15 protein-coding genes, 3 tRNA genes and 2 rRNA genes are annotated in these 20250 nt (G+C 35.4%); 5 read left to right on the top strand and 15 right to left on the bottom strand.

Translation table 11 applies throughout. The features are described 5' to 3' along the window. Positions 1-18: 18 nt before the first annotated feature. Both icd and GYX25_RS08355 read right to left on the bottom strand, forming a co-directional pair. Positions 19-1281, bottom strand: a complete 1263-nt coding sequence (icd, locus tag GYX25_RS08360; RefSeq protein ID WP_174787168.1) for an NADP-dependent isocitrate dehydrogenase — start codon at positions 1279-1281, stop codon at positions 19-21. 26 nt (positions 1282-1307) lie between these two features. Next, positions 1308-3572, bottom strand: coding sequence for an aconitate hydratase (locus GYX25_RS08355; RefSeq protein WP_174787167.1), 2265 nt, complete (start codon positions 3570-3572; stop codon positions 1308-1310). A gap of 396 nt (positions 3573-3968) precedes the next feature. Between GYX25_RS08355 and GYX25_RS08350 the strand changes: the two genes are divergently transcribed. Then, positions 3969-5528, top strand: coding sequence for an AbgT family transporter (locus GYX25_RS08350; RefSeq protein WP_091350740.1), 1560 nt, complete (start codon positions 3969-3971; stop codon positions 5526-5528). 23 nt (positions 5529-5551) lie between these two features. Continuing rightward, positions 5552-6784, top strand: coding sequence for a peptidase T (gene pepT / locus GYX25_RS08345; protein ID WP_174787166.1), 1233 nt, complete (start codon positions 5552-5554; stop codon positions 6782-6784). Between the two features lie 136 nt (positions 6785-6920). On the opposite strand, the gene GYX25_RS08340 is transcribed toward pepT, so the two are convergent. The 8 genes from GYX25_RS08340 to znuA all read right to left on the bottom strand — a co-directional run bounded on the left by GYX25_RS08340 (position 6921) and on the right by znuA (position 15863). Further along, a tRNA-Lys gene (locus GYX25_RS08340) sits at positions 6921-6996 on the bottom strand. 132 nt (positions 6997-7128) lie between these two features. Then, positions 7129-7869, bottom strand: a complete 741-nt coding sequence (gene ybgF, locus GYX25_RS08335) for a tol-pal system protein YbgF (RefSeq protein ID WP_091350745.1) — start codon at positions 7867-7869, stop codon at positions 7129-7131. A 66-nt stretch (positions 7870-7935) separates the two neighbouring features. Further along, positions 7936-8415 carry a peptidoglycan-associated lipoprotein Pal gene (pal, locus tag GYX25_RS08330; protein WP_091350748.1) on the bottom strand — a complete coding sequence of 160 codons (480 nt, stop codon included), beginning with the start codon at positions 8413-8415 and terminating at the stop codon, positions 7936-7938. A 167-nt stretch (positions 8416-8582) separates the two neighbouring features. Continuing rightward, positions 8583-9878: a Tol-Pal system beta propeller repeat protein TolB gene (gene tolB / locus GYX25_RS08325; RefSeq protein WP_446718920.1), complete on the bottom strand. Its 1296-nt coding sequence runs from the start codon at positions 9876-9878 to the stop codon at positions 8583-8585. A gap of 412 nt (positions 9879-10290) precedes the next feature. After that, a complete protein-coding gene (gene mutM / locus GYX25_RS08320; RefSeq protein ID WP_174787164.1) occupies positions 10291-11100 on the bottom strand; it encodes a bifunctional DNA-formamidopyrimidine glycosylase/DNA-(apurinic or apyrimidinic site) lyase in 810 nt (269 codons plus the stop codon). A gap of 11 nt (positions 11101-11111) precedes the next feature. Further along, positions 11112-13445: a bifunctional glycosyl transferase/transpeptidase gene (gene mrcB / locus GYX25_RS08315; protein ID WP_174787163.1), complete on the bottom strand. Its 2334-nt coding sequence runs from the start codon at positions 13443-13445 to the stop codon at positions 11112-11114. 128 nt (positions 13446-13573) lie between these two features. Further along, positions 13574-14923: a murein DD-endopeptidase MepM gene (gene mepM / locus GYX25_RS08310; RefSeq protein WP_091350756.1), complete on the bottom strand. Its 1350-nt coding sequence runs from the start codon at positions 14921-14923 to the stop codon at positions 13574-13576. 28 nt (positions 14924-14951) lie between these two features. Next, a complete protein-coding gene (gene znuA, locus GYX25_RS08305; protein ID WP_091350767.1) occupies positions 14952-15863 on the bottom strand; it encodes a zinc ABC transporter substrate-binding protein ZnuA in 912 nt (303 codons plus the stop codon). A gap of 140 nt (positions 15864-16003) precedes the next feature. Here znuA and znuC point away from each other — a divergent pair, with 140 nt between their 5' ends. The 3 genes from znuC to GYX25_RS08290 all read left to right on the top strand — a co-directional run bounded on the left by znuC (position 16004) and on the right by GYX25_RS08290 (position 19226). Next, positions 16004-16786, top strand: coding sequence for a zinc ABC transporter ATP-binding protein ZnuC (gene znuC / locus GYX25_RS08300; protein ID WP_091350758.1), 783 nt, complete (start codon positions 16004-16006; stop codon positions 16784-16786). After that, positions 16779-17579, top strand: a complete 801-nt coding sequence (gene znuB / locus GYX25_RS08295) for a zinc ABC transporter permease subunit ZnuB (protein ID WP_174787162.1) — start codon at positions 16779-16781, stop codon at positions 17577-17579. Before znuC ends, znuB begins: the two co-directional genes overlap by 8 nt. A gap of 123 nt (positions 17580-17702) precedes the next feature. After that, entirely contained in the window at positions 17703-19226 is a 1524-nt protein-coding gene (locus GYX25_RS08290; RefSeq protein WP_085246932.1) for a YifB family Mg chelatase-like AAA ATPase, read from the top strand. Positions 19227-19231: 5 nt separating this feature from the next. On the opposite strand, the gene GYX25_RS08285 is transcribed toward GYX25_RS08290, so the two are convergent. The 5 genes from GYX25_RS08285 to GYX25_RS08265 form a co-directional block, all read right to left on the bottom strand. Further along, a complete protein-coding gene (locus GYX25_RS08285) occupies positions 19232-19570 on the bottom strand; it encodes a DUF413 domain-containing protein (protein WP_091350762.1) in 339 nt (112 codons plus the stop codon). 131 nt (positions 19571-19701) lie between these two features. Further along, positions 19702-19777: transfer RNA gene (locus GYX25_RS08280), tRNA-Trp, on the bottom strand. An 8-nt stretch (positions 19778-19785) separates the two neighbouring features. Next, positions 19786-19862, bottom strand: a tRNA-Asp gene (locus GYX25_RS08275). Between the two features lie 33 nt (positions 19863-19895). Continuing rightward, positions 19896-20011, bottom strand: a 5S ribosomal RNA gene (gene rrf, locus GYX25_RS08270). 146 nt (positions 20012-20157) lie between these two features. Beyond that, a 23S ribosomal RNA gene (locus GYX25_RS08265) occupies positions 20158-20250 on the bottom strand; the annotation flags it as partial.

The following is a 20250-nucleotide window of genomic DNA, read 5'->3' as shown; positions in this document are numbered from 1 at the left end:
TTATTATTTCCTTTTGTGTTATAAATTATCGATTACTGCTTGAGTAAATTCAGTTGTAGATAACGATTGCCCATTTTTCATAAAACGAGCTAAATCGGTTGTTGCCTTACCTTCTTGAAATAAGCTTTGCATTGCATGGGTAATTAATTGTCCAACTTCATACCAACCAAGATAATCAAACATCATCACACCTGATAGCAATAATGATGATGGATTTGCTTGATTTTTTCCTGCAATATCAGGCGCAGTGCCATGTGTTGCTTCAAAAATAGCATGACCTGTCAGATAGTTAATATTCGCGCCAGGTGCAATACCAATGCCCCCGACCATCGCAGCAAGTTGATCTGAAACATAATCACCATTAAGGTTTAACGTTGCAACAACAGAATAATCTTCTGGTTTTAACAAAGTATTTTGTAAAAATGCATCACAAATCACATCTTTAATAATTAATTTTGACGAAGATTGAGCGTTCTTTAATGCTTGTTCTGCCGCTGATGTGCCAGCCGTTTTTTGGATTTTTGCATATTGATTCATAGTAAAAACAGCATCAGCAAATTCTTTCTCTGCTAGTGCATATCCCCACTGTTTAAATCCCCCTTCAGTAAACTTCATAATATTACCTTTATGTACTAAGGTAACAGAGGGTAATTTATGGTGAAGAGCATATTTAATTGCAGCTCTAATTAAACGTTCTGATCCTTCAATTGAAACAGGTTTGACACCAAATGACGAAGTTTTAGGAAAACGAACTTTACTAACGCCCATTTGTTGTGATAAAAATTGATAAAATTTTTCAGCTTCCTGTGTGCCTTGTAGCCATTCAATACCAGCATAAATATCTTCAGTATTTTCTCGGAAAATAGTCATGCTTACTTTTTCGGGATGTTTTATTGGTGATTCCACCCCTTTGAACCAACGAACAGGACGCAGACATACATAAAGATCTAACTCTTGGCGAAGAGCAACATTGAGTGAACGAATCCCATCCCCCACTGGCGTAGTTAAAGGGCCTTTGATACCAACAAGATATTGTTTAAAAGCATTCATGGTTTCTTTAGGTAACCATTCACCATTCAAGTTGAATGACTTTTCACCAGCAAGTACTTCTTGCCATTTAATGCTACGTTTATCTTGATAAGCTTTTTCAATCGCTTTATCAAAAATTGTTCGAGCAGCATTCCAAATCTCTTTACCCACACCATCACCTTCAATAAAAGGAATAGTTGGATGATTTGGGACAATTAATTGTCCATTTTCAATTGAAACTTGCTGATTCATATTGCATCTTCCCCCTCTTTTTTCAGTTAGTTAAATCCTTCCTTCAACTTATTTAAAGCACTACCTGCTTTAAACCATTCTATTTGAGATTGATTATAAGTGTGTGCAACAGCAAAAGAGTCCACGCTTCCATCTTGATGATGAAGTATCATTGTCAGCTCTTTATCTGGTGCGAAATCTACTAACCCAATAATGCTAATTTTGTCATCCTCACGAATTTTGTCATAATCGTCTTTATTAACAAATGTTAAAGCTAACATTCCTTGTTTTTTAAGGTTCGTTTCATGAATTCGTGCAAATGATTTAACCACAATGGCTTTAACATTTAAAAAGCGAGGCTCCATTGCGGCATGTTCCCGTGATGAGCCTTCACCATAATTTTCTTCAGCTACAACAATTGAGCCTAGTCCTTGAGCTTTTAACTGACGAGCTAATATGGGTACTTCAACATAATTACCTGTTTGCGGATCTAAAACTGAGTTGGTTTTTTGATTAAAGGCATTAACTGCACCAATTAACATATTATTAGAAATATTATCTAGATGTCCTCGAAATTTTAGCCATTTACCCGCCATTGAAATATGATCGGTTGTACATTTACCCGTTACTTTAATGAGCAAGGGTTGTGAAGTAATGTCTTTTCCATCCCAAGGTAAAAAAGGTGAAAGTTGTTGTAGCCGCTCTGAGTGACTTGAAATATGAACTTCAACCGCACTGCCATTGGCAATGGGTGCTATATAACCAGCATCATCAACAACAAACCCTTGCTTAGGCAACTCATCCCCTACTGGTTCAGATAATTTCACTTTCTGGCCTTTATCATTGATTAAACTATCAGTGAGTGGATTAAAGCTGAGTTTACCTGCAATTGATAATGCAGCTACAATTTCAGGAGAGCATATAAATGCATAAGTATTTGGGCTACCATCATTACGTTTAACAAAGTTACGATTAAAAGATGTCACAATCGAATTTTTATGTTCATCAGCAACTTCATCACGACGCCATTGCCCAATACAAGGTCCACAAGCATTAGCCATAATAGCTGCACCAGCTTGTTCAAAGCGACTTAAAATGCCATCTTTCTTTGAGGTGTATTTCACTTGTTTTGAGCCAGGGTTAATGATTAGTTTTGCTTTCACCTTTAGTCCTAATTGATTTGCATTATCAATCACAGAAGCCGCACGCATCAAGTCCTGATAGGAAGAGTTAGTACATGAACCAATCAAGCCCACCTCCATGTTATCTGGGTAATTATGCTCTTTGACAGCAGTAGCAAGTTGTGAAATAGGATAAGCTAAATCAGGTGTAAAAGGCCCATTAACATAAGGCTCCAATTCAGATAGATTAATTTCTATTACTTGATCATAGTATGTTTCTGGTTGTACTAAAACAGCCTGATCAGGATTGAAACAGTCCGTTAACATATTTGCTAAATCCACCACTTTTTGGCGTCCTGTCATCGTTAAATAATCAGCCGACTTTTTACTATAAGGGAATATTGATGTTGTTGCTCCGACTTCGGCCCCCATATTACATATAGTTGCTTTTCCTGTTGCTGATAAAGTTGAAGTCCCTTCACCAAAATATTCAATCACTGAATTGGTGCCGCCTTTAACCGTTAAAATGCCTGCTAGTTTTAAAATAATATCTTTTGGTGATACCCAACCTGATAGATTACCAATCAATTTTACGCCAATGATTTTTGGCATTTTCAATTCCCAAGGCATACCAGCCATGACATCAACGGCATCTGCACCACCAACCCCTATTGCGAGCATTGAAAGTCCACCAGCATTTGGCGTATGTGAATCAGTACCGATCATCATACCTCCAGGAAATGCATAATTTTCAAGTACGACCTGATGAATAATACCTGCATCGGGCTTCCAAAACCCAATACCATATTTATTCGATACATCACGTAGAAATTGATAAACTTCTTGATTATGACTTTCTGCAACAATTAAATCATCATGAGCATTTTTATAGGCTTGAATCAAGTGATCACAATGCACTGTTGAGGGCACAGCAACGCTTTGACGACCTGAGTTCATTAGCTGTAAAAGCGCCATTTGGGCAGTTGCATCTTGCATAGCAACGCGATCGGGTGAAAAATTAACATAGTCCTCACCCCGTTTATAAACCTTAATCTCTTCACCTTCTGCTAGATGTGCATAAAGGATTTTTTCCGTCAAGGTTAACGGTTTTCCAATTTTTTGGCGGATCAGATCAATCTTTTGTGGATAACTTTGGTAAATTCGTTTAATTAAATCAATATCAAAAACCATAATTAGGCTCCTATTGCATATATTATCCTTTTAGATTTCACTTAAAATTAAATGAATATTTATTCTTTTTTTATGAATTAATATTCATTACAATATACTAATAATTTTTTTATGCAATCTTGTATTAAAATCTTTTATGAAGCGCGCTTTTTGATAATTAATTAAAATTATGTAGGACAAGTACGATCGATAGTGTGATTTTTACACTATCGAAATATTAAATATTATGCACATTAACGACAATTCAAAATTGCGTGATCATATAAATAAAAATAATATAAAAAAGTTGCAAGTTAAGTAACAACCTAAACAAAACAATAGCTAAAAGCCATGTTTGCCTGCATGATCGATCTATGCTACATTGTTTTTCCGAACAATATTTAAGCTAATTTTATTATGAATCAAACAACTAATCCGTCACCAATAAGAACGGGTGGCTTTCTAAATACTATTGAACGAATTGGAAATAAGATCCCTGATGTAACCACACTGTTTTTTTATGCTTTAATCATCTGTTTTGTTGCTTCTTTATTACTCTCTTTTGTCAGCTTTAATTTTATTAATCCTGTTACGCAAGGCAAACTGGTCGTTGTCAATATGCTGGCCCCCGATCATCTTGTCACTTTTTTTACCAAGATGGTGCCTAATTTTGTCTCTTTTCCACCACTTGGCATCACAATTGTGGCAACATTAGGTATTGGTATTGCTGAAAGTAGTGGTTATATCCATGTGTTACTTAAAAAATTACTAGCTATCACCCCTAAAAAATTAGTCACACCATCGGTTATTTTTGTCAGTATGGTTTGCCATATTGCGGCTGACTCTGCTTATGTGATTTTAATGCCTGTATCAGCGATGATGTTTTATGCAATCGGGCGCCATCCACTAGCGGGGATTGCAGCTTCATTTGCAGGCTTAGCTGGTGGATTTAGCTCAAGTTATACGCCATCAATTATCGATCCAATTATGCAAGGATTTACCCAAAGTGCTGCACAAATTATCGATCCTTATTATCAAGTCAATGTACTTTGTAACTATTTCTTGAGCTTTGGTGGTACCTTTTTTGTATTGTTAGCTTGCTGGTTTGTTACCGACAAAATCGTCGAACCTCGTTTGAATGCAACCATGCCTTTAAATAATGATTTAAAGTTAGATAATATTGCCAATTCGCCAGCTATCACACCGGTTGAGAACCGAGCATTTAAAGTCGCTTCAATGGTCTTTTTAGCAATTGCTATTGGCTTGGTTTTATTATTATTACCAGAAAACTCTTTATTACGTGCGCCTGATGGAAGTATGACAAGCAATAAAGCACCAATTATGCAAATTATTGTGCCACTATTGTTTGTATTTTTCGCCATTCCTGGTTTAATACACGGTTTTATAACCGGAGCATTTAAATCATCACGCGATATTGTCAAAGCGATGGAGAACATCACTAAATCTCTTATTCCATTTATTGTTTTTGCGTTCTTTTGTGCACAATTTCTATATGTCTTTTCTCACTCACAAATTGGAACATTAATTGCGATTGGCGGCGCGGAGTTTTTAAAAGCATTGCATCTGCCTTCAGTGGTCACAATCTTTGGAGTGATAATTCTAACGAGCATGTTAAATGTGTTAATTACCTCTGCATCGTCTAAATGGGCCATATTAGCACCAATTTTTGTACCAATGCTTATGTCAGTTGGCATCTCACCAGAATTAACACAAGCGGCTTATCGTATCAGCTCGGCAGTTAATGTTAGTACACCAATGTTTGCTTTTTATCCTTTGATTATTGCTTATTGCCAGCAATACTGTAAAAACACGGGTGTAGGCACATTAAGTTCGATGATGATTCCTTATACCGCCGCACTACTTATTGCATTAACGGTAAACTTATTACTCTTTTGGTTCTTAGGTCTACCAATTGGTTTTGACAGTGGCTATGTATATCCACCCGTAAATAATTAGTTACCATAAGGAGTCACACTATAATGAATATTACCGAACAATTAGTTGAGCGTTTTTTACGTTATGTCAACGTTCCAAGTCAAAGTGCTCTTGGATGTGCGCATGTGCCCTCAACCCCAGGGCAAACAGAATTAGCCAAATTACTCAAACAAGAATTGATCGAACTTAATTTACAAGATGTTCACCTTGATGAGCATAGTATTGTAACAGCTAAACTACCAGGCAATAATCCAAATGCACCGAAAATTGGTTATGTTGCCCATCTTGATACGGTCGATGTTGCCTTATCAGATAAAATTAACCCACAGAGAGTAACCTTTACCGGTCAAGATATCTTGTTGAATAAAGATAAAAATATCTGGTTTAAAGTTGATGAACATCCCGAATTGAATAAGTATCTTAATGATGAATTGATTGTGACGGATGGTACAAGTGTTCTTGGGGCTGATAATAAAGCCGCCATTGCCGTTGTGATGACAATGTTAGATCAATTACAACAACAAAATTGTACTCATGGCGATATTTATGTGGCATTTGTACCTGATGAAGAAGTAGGCTTAAATGGTGCTAAGAAACTTGATTTAAATCTCTTCAAACCTGATTTTGCTTATACAATCGATTGTTGTGAACTAGGTGAAGTTGTTTATGAAACTTTCAATGCTGGCTCAGCAATCATTGAGATTACTGGTGTATCTGCTCATCCAATGTCGGCAAAAAATGTTTTAATCAATCCTATCCGTGTAGCTAATGATATTATTAACTGTTTTGATAGTTTCGAAACACCTGAGCATACCGAAGGTAAAGAAGGTTATTTTTGGTTTAATGATATTGTTGGCAATCAAAGTACCACAACATTAAAAATGAGTATTCGTGACTTTGATTTAGCTAAATATGAAGCACGTAAAGCTTATATCCAAGAAGTGGTGAGCTTTATTAGTCGAAAATATCCAAGGGCTAAAATTGAGTGTAAAATTACCGATATTTATAGCAATATAGCTAACTATTTGGGTAATGATCGTCGCTGTATTGATTTGATTTATCAATCATTTGAGCACCTCAATATTCAGCCAAATACGATCGCTATGCGGGGGGGGACGGATGGTTCAGCACTTTCTGCTAAAGGTCTTACCACACCAAATTACTTTACTGGTGCACATAACTTTCATTCGTGCTTTGAGTTTTTACCATTATCATCATTTCTTAAATCTTTTGAAGTAACGATGAAAATTATCGAATTAGCCGCCAAAGCAAAGTAATATAAAAAAGGGGGGAATATCTCCCTTTTTCTTCCTTTTAAGCATACCAATGAATGTAGAGATTTATTCTGTTCAAGGTTCAAACATTGAAATGGTATTAGCTAAAAATGAAGTAAGTGAAGATTTATGAGATAAATGGTGGGTCGTGAGCGATTCGAACGCTCGACCAACGGATTAAAAGTCCGCTGCTCTACCGACTGAGCTAACGACCCATTTGACAAAAAACACTTTAGCTTTAATGCTTAAAGCCACAAGCGATTTCGGGTTGGTATAATACTTATAATTATAATGCTACGCAACCCTTTTATTGTCATTTTTACGCAATAGCCGGTTATTTATACACTTTACTTTAGTGACGCTAATTTTTTATTCGCAAGTGCGACCGCATTCTTATCTTTTGAATACTTATTCACCACTTGTTGAAAAACCGCTTTGGCATTTTTATTGTCTCCTTTATCAAGTAAAATTAATCCTACTTTATAAAGGCTATCAGCGGCTTTTGGTGAAGAGGGGAAATCTTTTACCACAGTCGCATAATAAAATGAAGCATCATCTTTTTTGTTTTGTTTATATGAAAGTTGACCAAGCCAATAATTAACGTTGGCTCGGTAATTAGACTTTGGGTAGGTTTTTAAATACTTTTGAAACGCGGCAATGGCTTCATTATTTTGTTTGCCATCATTAACAAACTGCATGACAAAATTATAATCAGCTTTATCATCACCTGAAGTTGTCCATCCAGATAAATCTGAAGACGAAGATGTTGATGAAGTCGAATCAGAAGATGGAGCTGAGTTATTTTCTTGTGAGTCAGAATTAGAATTTGATGAAAATCCAGAACCATTAGCCATTTGCTGTAAAATCATTTTTTGGCGTTCAATCACCTGATTCAATTGATATTTTGTTTCCTCTAACTGACCGCGGAGTGTATCTACATCAGCTTGTAAATCGCTAATTTTTTGTTGGTTTTGAATTATCAACTGCCCTTGAGCTTGAATAGTTCGATCAATATCAGAACTACCTGCAGCACAACCATAACCTGTAAATAAAAGAAACAGGAACAATGTGAGTATTTTTTTATGCATATTATTAGACTCGGCGTGAACTTAAAAAATAAAAACGGCTGAATAATCAGCCGTTATAAGATGCTATTAATATCCAGCATAAGTTACTACAGCACGACGGTTTTTAGCATAAGCCGCTTCATCATGCCCTAATACAGCTGGTTTTTCTTTACCATAAGAAACAATTTCCATTTGGCTTGCAGAAGCACCATTACCTTGTAGGTAAGATTTAACCGCAGCTGCACGACGTTCACCTAATGCGATGTTATATTCAGGAGTACCGCGTTCATCAGCGTGACCTTCGATAACAACTTTTACATTATTTGCACGGATAAATACAGCGTGTGCATTTAATAATGTTGCATATTCAGACTTAACATTATATTTATCAAAATCAAAATATACTGTATTGGTTTGTTGTAATTTTTGAAGTTGTTCTAAGGCTTCTTTTGATAAAGTACCATTTAAATTACCGCCTGCATTACGGCTACTATTAGATGAACATGCAGTTACAGCGATTAATGGTAAAGCAACCGCTGCTACTTTAAGAAATTTAGAAAATTGCATTGTATTAACTCCTTTGTTTAAATAAATTATTACTTATATTTTATAAATCTAACCAACTTAAAAGTAACATCTGTTACTAACCAGAAAGATTAGAGGTATATATTATAACGGCCTTAAACTTTACACAATTTTAATAATCTTAATATTGTATAATTTTTAAGCTCCTCTTATAAATATGGAGACCATGCAGGGAATTTTACCTGCCCATCAGTTGCTGGCAACCTTGCTTTGAAGTTACCATCGGTAGATACAAGATTCAAAATGGTACCTAATCCTTGTGATGAACTATAAATAATCATAGTACCATTTGGTGCAATACTTGGCGTTTCATCTAAAAAAGTATCGGTTAAACGTTGATAGGTTTTTGTATCCATATCATATCGAGTAATATGTTGTTCACCATTATTAGTTGAGATCATTGCAATAAAGGAACCATCAGGTGATACTCGAGCATTCTGATTTTGCGTATTATCCCATGTTATTCTTTGAGAGGCTCCACTATTGATATTGATACTATATAATTGAGGACGTCCAGCTTGGTCAGATGTGTAAACAATAGTTTGATTATCCGGCATCCAAGATGGTTCCGTATCATTACTACGGCTAGATGTAATTTGCGTGATTTTTTTGCTAGATAAATCCATCATATATAAATTTAAGCTTCCTCCTTTAGATAAAGCAAAAGCTAATTTGCTACCGTCTGGAGAAAATGCCGGAGCACCATTATGTTGCGGAAAAGATGCAATTGTTTGAACAGCACCGCTCTCTAATGTTTTTAAAACCAATGCAGAATGACCGCCTTCAAAAGTCACATAAGCTAATTTTTTACCATCAGGTGACCAAGTAGGAGACATTAACGGTTCTTTAGAACGATGAACTGTGGTTTGATCATAACCATCATAATCAGATACTCTTAATTCATGCGAAAAAGGCCCTTTGGTTGTTTTAACAACATAAGCAATTCGTGTTCTAAATGCGCCTTTAATACCGGTTAATGATTCAAAAATTTCGTCACTAGCAGTATGCGCCGCATAACGAACCCAGCGTTTTTCAATAGAAAATTGGTTTTGTGCCAAAACTGTACCAGGACGGTTGACTGTATCAACTAATTGATAATTTATAAGGTATTTTCCAGATGCATCGGGTTGAATTGAACCTACTACAACTGCTGAAACACCAAGATTGTTCCATACCGCAGGAGTCACCTCTGAAGCAGTGGTTGGCTTTTGAGGCATGCGATTAACTTCAATAGGATTAAACTTACCACTATTACGCAAATCAGAAGCAATAATATCTTCAATAATTTGTGGGGGCTCACCGCCACCAGTCCATTTGAATGGAGCAACAGCGATTGGTTTAGCAGAATTCACACCATCGGTAATAATAATTCTGACTTCAGAATTAGCCATCGTAGTAAAAAATAAAATAAAACAAGTTGTCAAAAAGCGAGAAGCGAATTTGATCATCTTAAATTCCTTAATAAAAGCAAGAAACATTGAGTTAAATTAAACATAAACCGATAAAAAACAGAAAAAACCATTTAAAATTAATATATTACCGATAATTAGCCACACATGAAAACTTTACAAAACATAAACAATTTTGTATCAAGAAAGATAGCCGATATCCGTTAACAAGTCCATAGTCTTTAAAATAAAAAGATTTCTATAATATTCATGGTGTTACTCTATAAAATACTCAAAGTAACAATAAAAAAATTATTCTAATTGTATGTATCTATACTAATCCTATTTAAATAAGGTTTAAAGAGTTTGAAAAGATATTTTTATGCATGAAAAAGAACGAATATATCAAAAAGTTTACAATTTTGGTGATGACCATAAGGAAGTGATAATTTTGCTTAAAAATATGCCATTATTTTTGGCAATTTTCACAATAAAAAGTATTACGCTGCCCTATTTTTTGTGATTTTATTTCTATTCCACAAATTATGCACGGTTCATCTTTGCGACCATAAACTTGTAGTTCTTGTGCAAAATATCCAGGTTTGCCATCAGACTGAAGAAAATCCTTTAGTGTTGTTCCGCCTTGTTCAATTGATTTGGTAAGAACTTGTTTAATGGAAGCAACCAATCTTTCAAATTCATTTAATTGTAAGGAGTTGACTTTGCGATTAGGATTAATTTTAGCCATAAATAGCGATTCAGAAGCGTAAATATTACCAACGCCAACCACAATATGGTTATCCATAATCCAGCTTTTAATAGGAACTTGTCGATTTCGGGCTTTCTCGAATAAATATTCTGCTGAAAATTCATTGCTTAAAGGCTCTGGTCCTAAATGTTGTAATTGAGATATTTGATCTAATGAATTTGCCCAAAGCCAAGATCCAAAACGCCTTGGATCGGTATAACGTAAGATGACACCATTGTCTAAGACTAGATCGATATGATCGTGCTTTTCTGCTTTTTGGTGATTTTGTAAAATACGTAAGCTACCTGACATTCCCAGATGAATTACAATCCAATTGTTAGATAGCTGTAATAATAAATATTTTGCACGCCGTTTTATATCTAAAATCACTTGTCCATGAGCATTACTTATAGCCCTATCAACTGGCCAGCGTAATTTAGATTGTCGAACAATAATTTTATCTATAATCTGTCCCTTTAAATACGGTAAAATACCTCGACGACTTGTTTCAACTTCCGGTAATTCAGGCATATTCTTCTCTCCTAATTATTCAATAGGTCTGTAACCCAAGTTGGTGCTTGCTGAGCAGGCACTGACTGGTTATTGCCAGAGCATAAGCTCTGTGGATTAATCGTCCATACAGGTAAAGATCGAATGCCACTTCCATTACATTGCCACCGCCCATCGCTATCAATAGGTACCATAAAAATATTTTGAGGTTGTGGCAATACTAATTTCTTTGGTGGATTATTTTGTAAATATTCACTATAAATTTTTAAAGCACCCGTTGCACCTGTCAATTTCATTGGGGAATGATCATCTAAACCAATCCAAATAACAGCAACATTTTTACCGTCAATCCCTGTAAACCAGCTATCACGAGAATCATTACTTGTACCTGTCTTAGCAGCTAAATTAAACGAACCGTATTTAGCTTTTAATGAACGAGATGTCCCAGAATTAACCACTTGTTGCATAGCATAAGTAGTTAAATAAGCCGATTGTTGAGATACTGCCTGAAGCTGTTGTGGATAGCTTTGATAAACCAGCTCACCTTTATCCGTCAATACATATCTTAAAATAGAAAGTGGAGAACGTTGACCATTATTAGCTATCGTTTGAAACATCTGTGCAGTTTCTAACGGTGTTAATTCTAAAGCACCAAGTAACCTTGATGGTAAATTAGGTATACGCTCTGCGGGTATGCCTAATGCTTGTAAAGTATTCTTTGTTGCATCAAGCCCCAATGCAATACCTAAATTAACAGTAGGTACATTGAGTGAAAGCGCTAGGGCGTCGACCAACATAACACGATCGCGGAATTTACGGTCATAGTTTTTCGGTTCCCAATACCCCCCACCATCAAGCTTAATCGATAAAGGATTATCGTTAAGCCAAGTATTAAGTTGGTAATGATCGGGTTGTCCAAGTGCGGTTAGATAAGTTGACGGTTTAGCTAATGAACCAATTGCTCGCTGAGTTAACCAAGCACGATTATAACCCGGATAACGCGGCTCTGCGCTACCAATAATTGCGCGTATTTCCCCAGTCTCGCGACTGACAATCACCATTGCTGTTTGTAATTCTTTATTGGTTGATGTACGCAGTTTCTCAATTTCGTTAGTGACCGCTTGCTCTGCAGCGGATTGAGCCACAGGATCAAAGGTAGTAAAAATCTTCATACCAGACAAATGATCTGCTTTATCACCTAATTGTTTTCGAAGTTCACTGCGCACAACTTGCATAAATGCTGGTTGTGGTGAAATCACACCACCTTTAGGTAGAACTGTTAGTGGGCGCTGACTTAATAAAGTATACAGCTCATCATCAATAATACCTTGCTGCTGAGCGAGTTTTAAAACTACATTACGACGTTCGATAACTTGTTGAGGTTGTGTCCAAGGATTATATTGTGAAGCCCCTTTTACCATACCAACTAGTACTGCTTGCTGATCTAATGTAAGTTCATTAACTGGACGACCAAAATAGTAAAGACTCGCTAATGGAAAGCCATGAATCTCCTCACTACCCGCTTGTCCCAAATAAACTTCATTTAAATAAAGTTCTAAAATACGTTCTTTGCTATAACGACCATCCAAAATCAATGCCATATAAGCTTCACGTATTTTTCGACTTAAACTACGTTCATTAGTTAAAAAAAGGTTTTTAACCGTTTGCTGGGTTAATGTACTCCCACCTTCGGTACGACCTGTTGTTAAATTAACAAAAATAGCACGGCCAATAGAATATAAACTTACACCATGATGATCATAAAAACGTTTATCTTCTGTTGCAACTAATGTTTGTAACAACGAATCAGGGAACTCCTTTAATGGCACAAATAACCGTTGCTCACCATTTGGAGAATGCATCATAGTAATTAATTTAGGATCAATTTTAAGCAATCCAAAATCACGTCCTGTCTCTAGATTAGTAATACGATCGATACGATTTTCATAAAAAGTAATTCTAACTCTAAACGCTTGCTCTTCACCATCAGGAAAAGTAAAAGGTCGACGATAAACCTCAACCGCATCATTACTTACAATAAATTCACCGGGGCGAGTAGCTTTAGTATCTTGCTGACGATATTGTGCACCAACTAATAGTGTCACTACATCGTTTAAGCTATATTCACTATCAGGCTCAAGATCAATAATTTGACCATAAACCGCTGCTGGCAACTCCCACACATTTCCGTCAATCCGCTCTTTGATTTGTTGATCAAGATAGACGCCATAAATGATAGCCACAGCAGCAAATACGAGAAATAACTTAAATAGTAATGTTAAAAATCGTCGCCAAAGTGTAGTCTTTTTATTTTTTTTAGTCCTTTTAGAAGATCGTTTTTTTGCTGTTTTAGTTGATGTGTTCAAACTTCACCTAACATTTATTATCCAATAAAATTAGCTTATGATAACATAATTTTTGAAGGATACCTCGCCCTTCTTTTTGTGAAAATTTCAGGTAACTAGATGCTTAAATATGGAATAAATGTGTAAGTTTAGAAATTTAGCTGTGAGCTAATACTTTTAACTTTTGATAAGAATGCTTTTTTCGATTTACCGGTTAATCCTTCCGAGATAGGTAAACTTGCCGTTAACGGATTAACAGGCTTGTTATTAATATGTAATTCAAAGTGCAAATGAGGCCCTGTGGAACGCCCTGTATTTCCTGATAGTCCAATTTTATCACCTTGTTTAACTTGTTGCCCAGGTTTGACTAAAATTTTATCCAAGTGCATATAAGTGGTCATATACTGGCGACCATGCCGAATAGCAATATAATTACCCGCTGAACCACTATACTTTGCAATGACTACTTCACCATTACCAACAGATAATACAGGTGTTCCACGCGATACCGCAAAATCAACACCATTATGAGGGGCTATTTGTCCTGTAACGGGGTGCAAGCGGCGTGGATTAAATCCAGAGGAAACTCGCGCTTTTGTGGCTAAAGGATAACGAAAAAAGCTTTGGGATAAGCTGTTACCACTGATGTCATAATATTTACCATCATCAGCTAAAATAGCATAATAATCTTTGGTTCCACTTTTTATACGGACGCCTAGCAACTGGCTATTGGATAAATTTTTACCATGCATTTCTCGTGTTAAAGCAACTGAAAATTTATCACCAACTTGTAATCGACGAAAATCTAAACGCCATTGTAAAGCACGGGTAATAATACCAATTTCATTACTAGTTAGCCCACTTTTGCGAGCATCAGCAACAAAATTAGTTTTAATGTCGCCTTTTATAACAATATCTTGTGGCACTACTTCAGCTGTTTCAGAACTTTCTACAAATTTATCGCCCGATTTTTCATAGATTCGAATATTATTACTTGATATTGTCCAACTAAAAGTTTGCAAATTATGGTTATCATCAGTCGTCCAGCTAATTTGTTGGCCTATTCTTAAATTTGCGAGTTGTTTAAATTTAGTCGTTAACTGATAAATATCATTTCGATTAACATTATAGCGAATTAAAATATCATGTAGAGTATCGCCGCGCACAATAGTATATTGCACTGAGTTATCTTTATCATCAACGATATCATCTAATTCATCTTTTACAATTTCATCTTCAGGAACATCTGATGATTCGGTAACAGTAGCAGCTTTCCCATTGACTATTTCGACTATTCCATCATCATCAATAGAATGGGAGTTATCATTTACAGTAGTTTCAACTTGAGGAGTTAAAGGAACATAAACAGTGCGATCCAAATTAAGTGGACGCCACAGAATGGTAAATAAAATAACAATAAAAAGAACGCCTAATATTGAAAAATAGGGAATGTTAAAATTATTTTTTTCAATATCAGGGGATTTTATTTGTCTTGCCAAAATTAACCTTAACTATTTATTACTAAAACTAATTTTTATCTAAACAATCCAACAGTTGCTGTGTTAGTTTTAATAAAAATTGCGAATATGCATCTTTTGAAAGAGCGATACCTGTTCCTAATGGATTTAATTCTCCAATTCGAACATCTGTCCCATCCACTAATTTTTCAATAACCGCTGGGCTAAACTGTGGTTCACGAAATACACATACAGCTTGGTGTTCTTTGAGTTTTTGCTGAATAGAATAAACTTTTTGAACTCCAGGCTGAACTGCTGGATTTATAGTAAAACTACCTAGTTTTTTCAATCCGAACCGTGCCTCAAAATACCCATAAGCATCATGAAACACAAAATACCCTCTATTTTGTACGGTAATTAGTTTTTTTGCAATGTTTTGTTCTGTTTCTGCAAGCTTTATGTTGAATTTGTTTAAATTTTCATCGATTAATGCGCTTTTATTTGGATAAAGCTTGATGAGTTTATCATGAATTGACTGCGCAACAATCTTAGCAATTTCAGGGGAAAGCCAAATATGCTCATCATATTCACCATGCTGATGATGATCTTGAACAGACTCATCATGAGAATGGTTATCTTCATCCTCATCATCATGGCTAGTACGAAGCAATGCGTTAATCTCTGGTATTGCCATTAATTCGATTTGCTTTTGCTTATCAATACTTTTTAGGATTGTTGGCATAAAAGTTTCCATATCTTCACCAACCCAAACCACAAGCTCAGCTGATTTTAGTTTAGCTAAATCAGATGGTTTTAAAGAATACGTGTGAGGAGATGCACCATCAGGAAGTAAAATATCAGTATCGCTCACTCCAGAAGCAATGGCCTCAGTGATAAAACCTATCGGTTTTACAGACGAAATAATTTTCGCGTTAGCATAATTAGTGATACTTTGAAGAAGTGCTAATGAACTTAGTATCATTAAAAAAGAAGCTAATTGTTTACTATTTCGTACAATATATTTTTTCACATCATTATCCTATATTTATAAATTATGATAGAATAGAACTAATTGTTGTTATAATATAACATAACATATTTATAGGCAAGGGCCCCAACAATATGACGCCATTAATTTCTCTTGATAATATTTCGGTAGAAATTGACCATCAAAAAATATTATATGATGTTTCATTAAGAATACATCTTAATCAAATTATTACATTATTAGGACCTAATGGTGCGGGTAAATCTACCCTAGTAAAAGTTATTTTGGGATTAATCCCTTGCACCTCAGGGACAATCGTGCGTTCACCTAATTTAACGATTGGCTATGTGCCACAATCAATCAACTTAAATTCAACACTACCTATTACAGTTAAACGTTTTATGCGCTTAAATAAGCAATTAAATAACGAAGATATACTTAATATATTATCCATGGTAAAAGCTGAATATTTGATCAATAAATCAATGCATCAATTATCAGGTGGTGAATTACAACGTGTCTTATTAGCTCAAGCCTTAGCAAAGAAACCTCAATTATTGATTCTTGATGAACCAACTCAAGGCGTTGATGTCAATGGTCAGGTATTATTATATGATTTAATCACCGATGCAAAAAATCAGTTTAATTGCGGTGTCTTAATGGTTTCTCATGATCTTCATTTAGTGATGGCAAAAACAGATGAAGTAATCTGTTTAAATCATCATATCTGTTGCTCTGGTACGCCAGCAATTGTTTCTAATGACCCAGAATTTATTTCTCTTTTTGGTCAACATGGGGCATCACAAATCGCTGTTTATAAACACCATCACAATCACCAACATGATTGTTGCAAATCCCCTATTAAACAAAATAAGGTAATTGTTTTACCTAGCCATGAAAGGAAAAATAATGATTGAGTTACTATTACCATCTTTATTAGCTGGATTATGCTTAACTAGTATAACAGGACCGTTAGGTACTTTCGTTGTTTGGCGTAGGATGTCCTATTTTGGTGATACGTTATCACATGCTGCTTTACTTGGTATCGCATTTGGATTTTTACTGAATATCAATTTATTTTATGCTGTCATTTTTATAACTCTTTTACTCGCTTTAGGATTAATTTGGTTAGAAGCTCAAAAACAACTTCCCATTGATACTTTACTTGGTATTTTAGCCCATAGTGCATTATCGCTTGGCTTAGTAGTAATTAGTTTAATGAACAATATTCGCATTGATTTAATGGGATACTTATTTGGTGATCTTTTATCAGTAACATATTCAGATCTTTATCAAATTATAATTTGTGTAGCACTTATTGGTGCTTTATTGTTTTGGCGATGGAATAACATTTTATTCATTACTGTGAGTGAAGAATTAGCTTTTAGCCATGGAATTAATGTACAAATCACAAAATTACTTTTGACGCTCCTATTAGCGTTAACTATAGGTCTATCGATGAAATTTGTCGGAGCCCTGATTATCACATCTTTGCTTATTATTCCTGCCGCAACAGCTAAATATTATTCGAAAACTCCCGAAACAATGGCATTAGTTGCAATAATAATAGGTATGTTATCAGTTATTGCTGGATTGATATTTTCATTTATTTACGACACGCCAACTGGTCCATCAATAGTATTAAGTAATACTTGTCTGTTTTTTATATCACTATTTATTTCAAAACTAATTTTAAATAAAAAAAATTGAAATCATTGCAAAATTGAATTATTTATTGCGTTTTGTATCCCATTAATAAAATGGTATTAATGGGTTGCTCGATATTTTCTAATATTATAAGAATACAAATCAACATGTTAATAATTAGAAATTATGTCACTTGCAATTATTTATACGCGAGCATCTATTGGAATACAAGCGCCCTTAATAAACGTTGAAGTTCATATTAGTAATGGCTTGCCAGGCTTTGTCTTAGTTGGCCTGCCTGAAGCAACTGTTAAAGAGGCTAAAGATCGAGTTAGAAGTGCCATTATTAATAGCGGTTTTACCTTTCCAGCTAAAAAGATAACAGTTAACTTATCTCCAGCAGATCTACCCAAAGAAGGAAGCCGCTTTGATTTACCAATAGCGATTGCTATTCTTGCTGCAACAGAACAAATTCCAACAGATAATTTATTGCATTATGAATTTTTGGGTGAATTAGCCTTGTCAGGAAATATCAGAGCGGTAAAAGGCGCTATTCCTGCTGCAATTTCTTCTAAAAAGAAAAAGCGTACCTTAATAATTTCGGCTGAAAACCAATCTGAGATATCTTTAATTAATCAAAATAATACATTGATTACTAGTAGCTTATTAGAGTTATGTCAGTATTTATCCAAAGAAATTGATTTACCAACAGTTCAATATCGTGAATATTATGATATTGATAATAATTCGGCTAATCTACAAGATATAATCGGACAGGAACATGCAAAACGAGCATTAGAAATTGCAGCTGCAGGTGGTCATAATTTATTATTAATTGGTCCTCCTGGCACAGGAAAAACGATGTTAGCAACTCGCTTAACATCTTTATTACCCCAACTGTCTGATGAAGAGGCACTTGAAAGTGCTGCAATAACTAGTTTAGTTAGTCCAAATGGCTCAATTAAAAACTGGCGCAAAAGACCTTTTAGATCTCCTCACCATAGTGCATCAACCGCTGCACTGGTTGGCGGAGGATCGATACCTAAACCGGGAGAAATTTCACTAGCACATAATGGGGTATTATTTTTAGATGAATTACCTGAATTTAATCGAAAGGTATTAGATGCTTTGAGAGAACCGATTGAATCGGGTGAAATTATCATTTCTAGAGCAAACGCAAAAATAAAATTTCCTGCAAAGTTTCAATTAATAGCTGCAATGAATCCAAGTCCAACAGGGCATTATCAAGGAACACATAATAGAACAACACCGCAACAAACAATACGCTATTTAAATCGACTTTCAGGACCGTTTCTTGATAGGTTCGATATTTCTATTGAAGTACCTTTATTACCTAAAGGTACACTGAGTCAAAATGCCACTCAATCAGAATCAACTGAAACAGTAAAACAACGAGTTTTACAGGCGAGAAAAATTCAATTTAAAAGAAACAATAAATTAAATAGTCAGTTAAGTACAAAAGAAATTCAATGCTATTGTCAGTTATCAAATGAAAATAACGAATATTTAGAGCAAGCTTTAATAAAATTAGGACTCTCTGCTAGGGCATGGCATCGAATATTGAAAGTATCACGCACAATTGCTGATTTAGATTTGTCAAAAAACATAGAACGAAAACACATTTCAGAAGCATTGAGTTATCGCTCTATGGATCGATTACTAATTCAATTACACAAAAACATTGGTTAAAAGAATTAGTCATCACTATCTACAAAATCATCAGTCACATCAACTTGTGGTTTTCCACCGGATAATGTATGAAACCGTTTTGGTTTATTTATACGAGAAAGGTACTTCAACCATGTTTTTTCAAAATCTGTAGATGGTTCTTTTTTACCTTTGCAAACAGCTACAAATGATTTTTCTTCTGCAGTAGATGGATTTCTGGTTTCTGCATCAAGATCTTTAAAAGCACAACCATGCTTTTCTAAAATCAAAGCTTCTTTAATAGTAAAATCCCCATGGCGGGAAAATCCTCTTGGATAATTTTTATTATCAAAAAAACGTTGTTGACTTACAAAACTCTCAGCCATGTTCTATCCTCTAGATTGTAAAAGTATTGGGCGAGAATTATAATTGACTAAGTTAATCTGTAAACAAAATTCTTTTATTTATATAGACGAAAATAGCCAAATGACTAAAATTAGAACAAATTAACATTTTTTGGCAGGGGCGGAGAGTCTCGAACTCCCAACACCCGGTTTTGGAGACCGGTGCTCTACCAATTGAACTACGCCCCTAGATAAGGTGGCGGAACGGACGGGGCTCGAACCCGCGACCCCCTGCGTGACAGGCAGGTATTCTAACCAACTGAACTACCGCTCCACCGTATTTGGTGTGTATACATAAAATTTTAAAGTCTGGCGGCACCCTACTCTCACATGGGTAATACCCACACTACCATCGGCACTACGGCGTTTCACTTCTGAGTTCGGCATGGGGTCAGGTGGGACCACCGCGCTATTACCGCCAGACATATCCTGTCTTCTCTTCTCAATTGGTGTCCATTATCTCATATCAGCACCAATCGCTCAATCCGGAACAAACTGTTATTTCAACTTTTATACTAGCTCTCTTCTTCATCAAAACTTCTGCGTAATACAAAACAACTCCGAGTTGTAAGGTTAAGACTCTCGGTTCATTAGTATCAGTTAGCTCAATGTATCACTACACTTACACACCTGACCTATCTACGTCTTAGTCTCAAACGGAC

The sequence above is a fragment of the Gilliamella sp. ESL0254 genome (assembly GCF_013344985.1).
Lineage (GTDB): Bacteria > Pseudomonadota > Gammaproteobacteria > Enterobacterales > Orbaceae > Gilliamella > Gilliamella bombicola.
The sequence above is the reverse complement of the archived record's forward strand: the minus strand, read 5'-3'. Positions and strand labels throughout refer to the sequence as shown.

What these genes read in the sequence shown, in the direction of transcription:
- icd (WP_174787168.1), bottom strand. Translation starts at nt 1,281, where the DNA reads ATGAATCAGCAAGTTTCAATTGAAAATGGACAATTAATTGTCCCAAAT.
- GYX25_RS08355 (WP_174787167.1), bottom strand. Translation starts at nt 3,572, where the DNA reads ATGGTTTTTGATATTGATTTAATTAAACGAATTTACCAAAGTTATCCA.
- GYX25_RS08350 (WP_091350740.1), top strand. Translation starts at nt 3,969, where the DNA reads ATGAATCAAACAACTAATCCGTCACCAATAAGAACGGGTGGCTTTCTA.
- pepT (WP_174787166.1), top strand. Translation starts at nt 5,552, where the DNA reads ATGAATATTACCGAACAATTAGTTGAGCGTTTTTTACGTTATGTCAAC.
- ybgF (WP_091350745.1), bottom strand. Translation starts at nt 7,869, where the DNA reads ATGCATAAAAAAATACTCACATTGTTCCTGTTTCTTTTATTTACAGGT.
- pal (WP_091350748.1), bottom strand. Translation starts at nt 8,415, where the DNA reads ATGCAATTTTCTAAATTTCTTAAAGTAGCAGCGGTTGCTTTACCATTA.
- mutM (WP_174787164.1), bottom strand. Translation starts at nt 11,100, where the DNA reads ATGCCTGAATTACCGGAAGTTGAAACAAGTCGTCGAGGTATTTTACCG.
- znuA (WP_091350767.1), bottom strand. Translation starts at nt 15,863, where the DNA reads ATGATACTAAGTTCATTAGCACTTCTTCAAAGTATCACTAATTATGCT.
- znuC (WP_091350758.1), top strand. Translation starts at nt 16,004, where the DNA reads ATGACGCCATTAATTTCTCTTGATAATATTTCGGTAGAAATTGACCAT.
- znuB (WP_174787162.1), top strand. Translation starts at nt 16,779, where the DNA reads ATGATTGAGTTACTATTACCATCTTTATTAGCTGGATTATGCTTAACT.
- GYX25_RS08290 (WP_085246932.1), top strand. Translation starts at nt 17,703, where the DNA reads ATGTCACTTGCAATTATTTATACGCGAGCATCTATTGGAATACAAGCG.
- GYX25_RS08285 (WP_091350762.1), bottom strand. Translation starts at nt 19,570, where the DNA reads ATGGCTGAGAGTTTTGTAAGTCAACAACGTTTTTTTGATAATAAAAAT.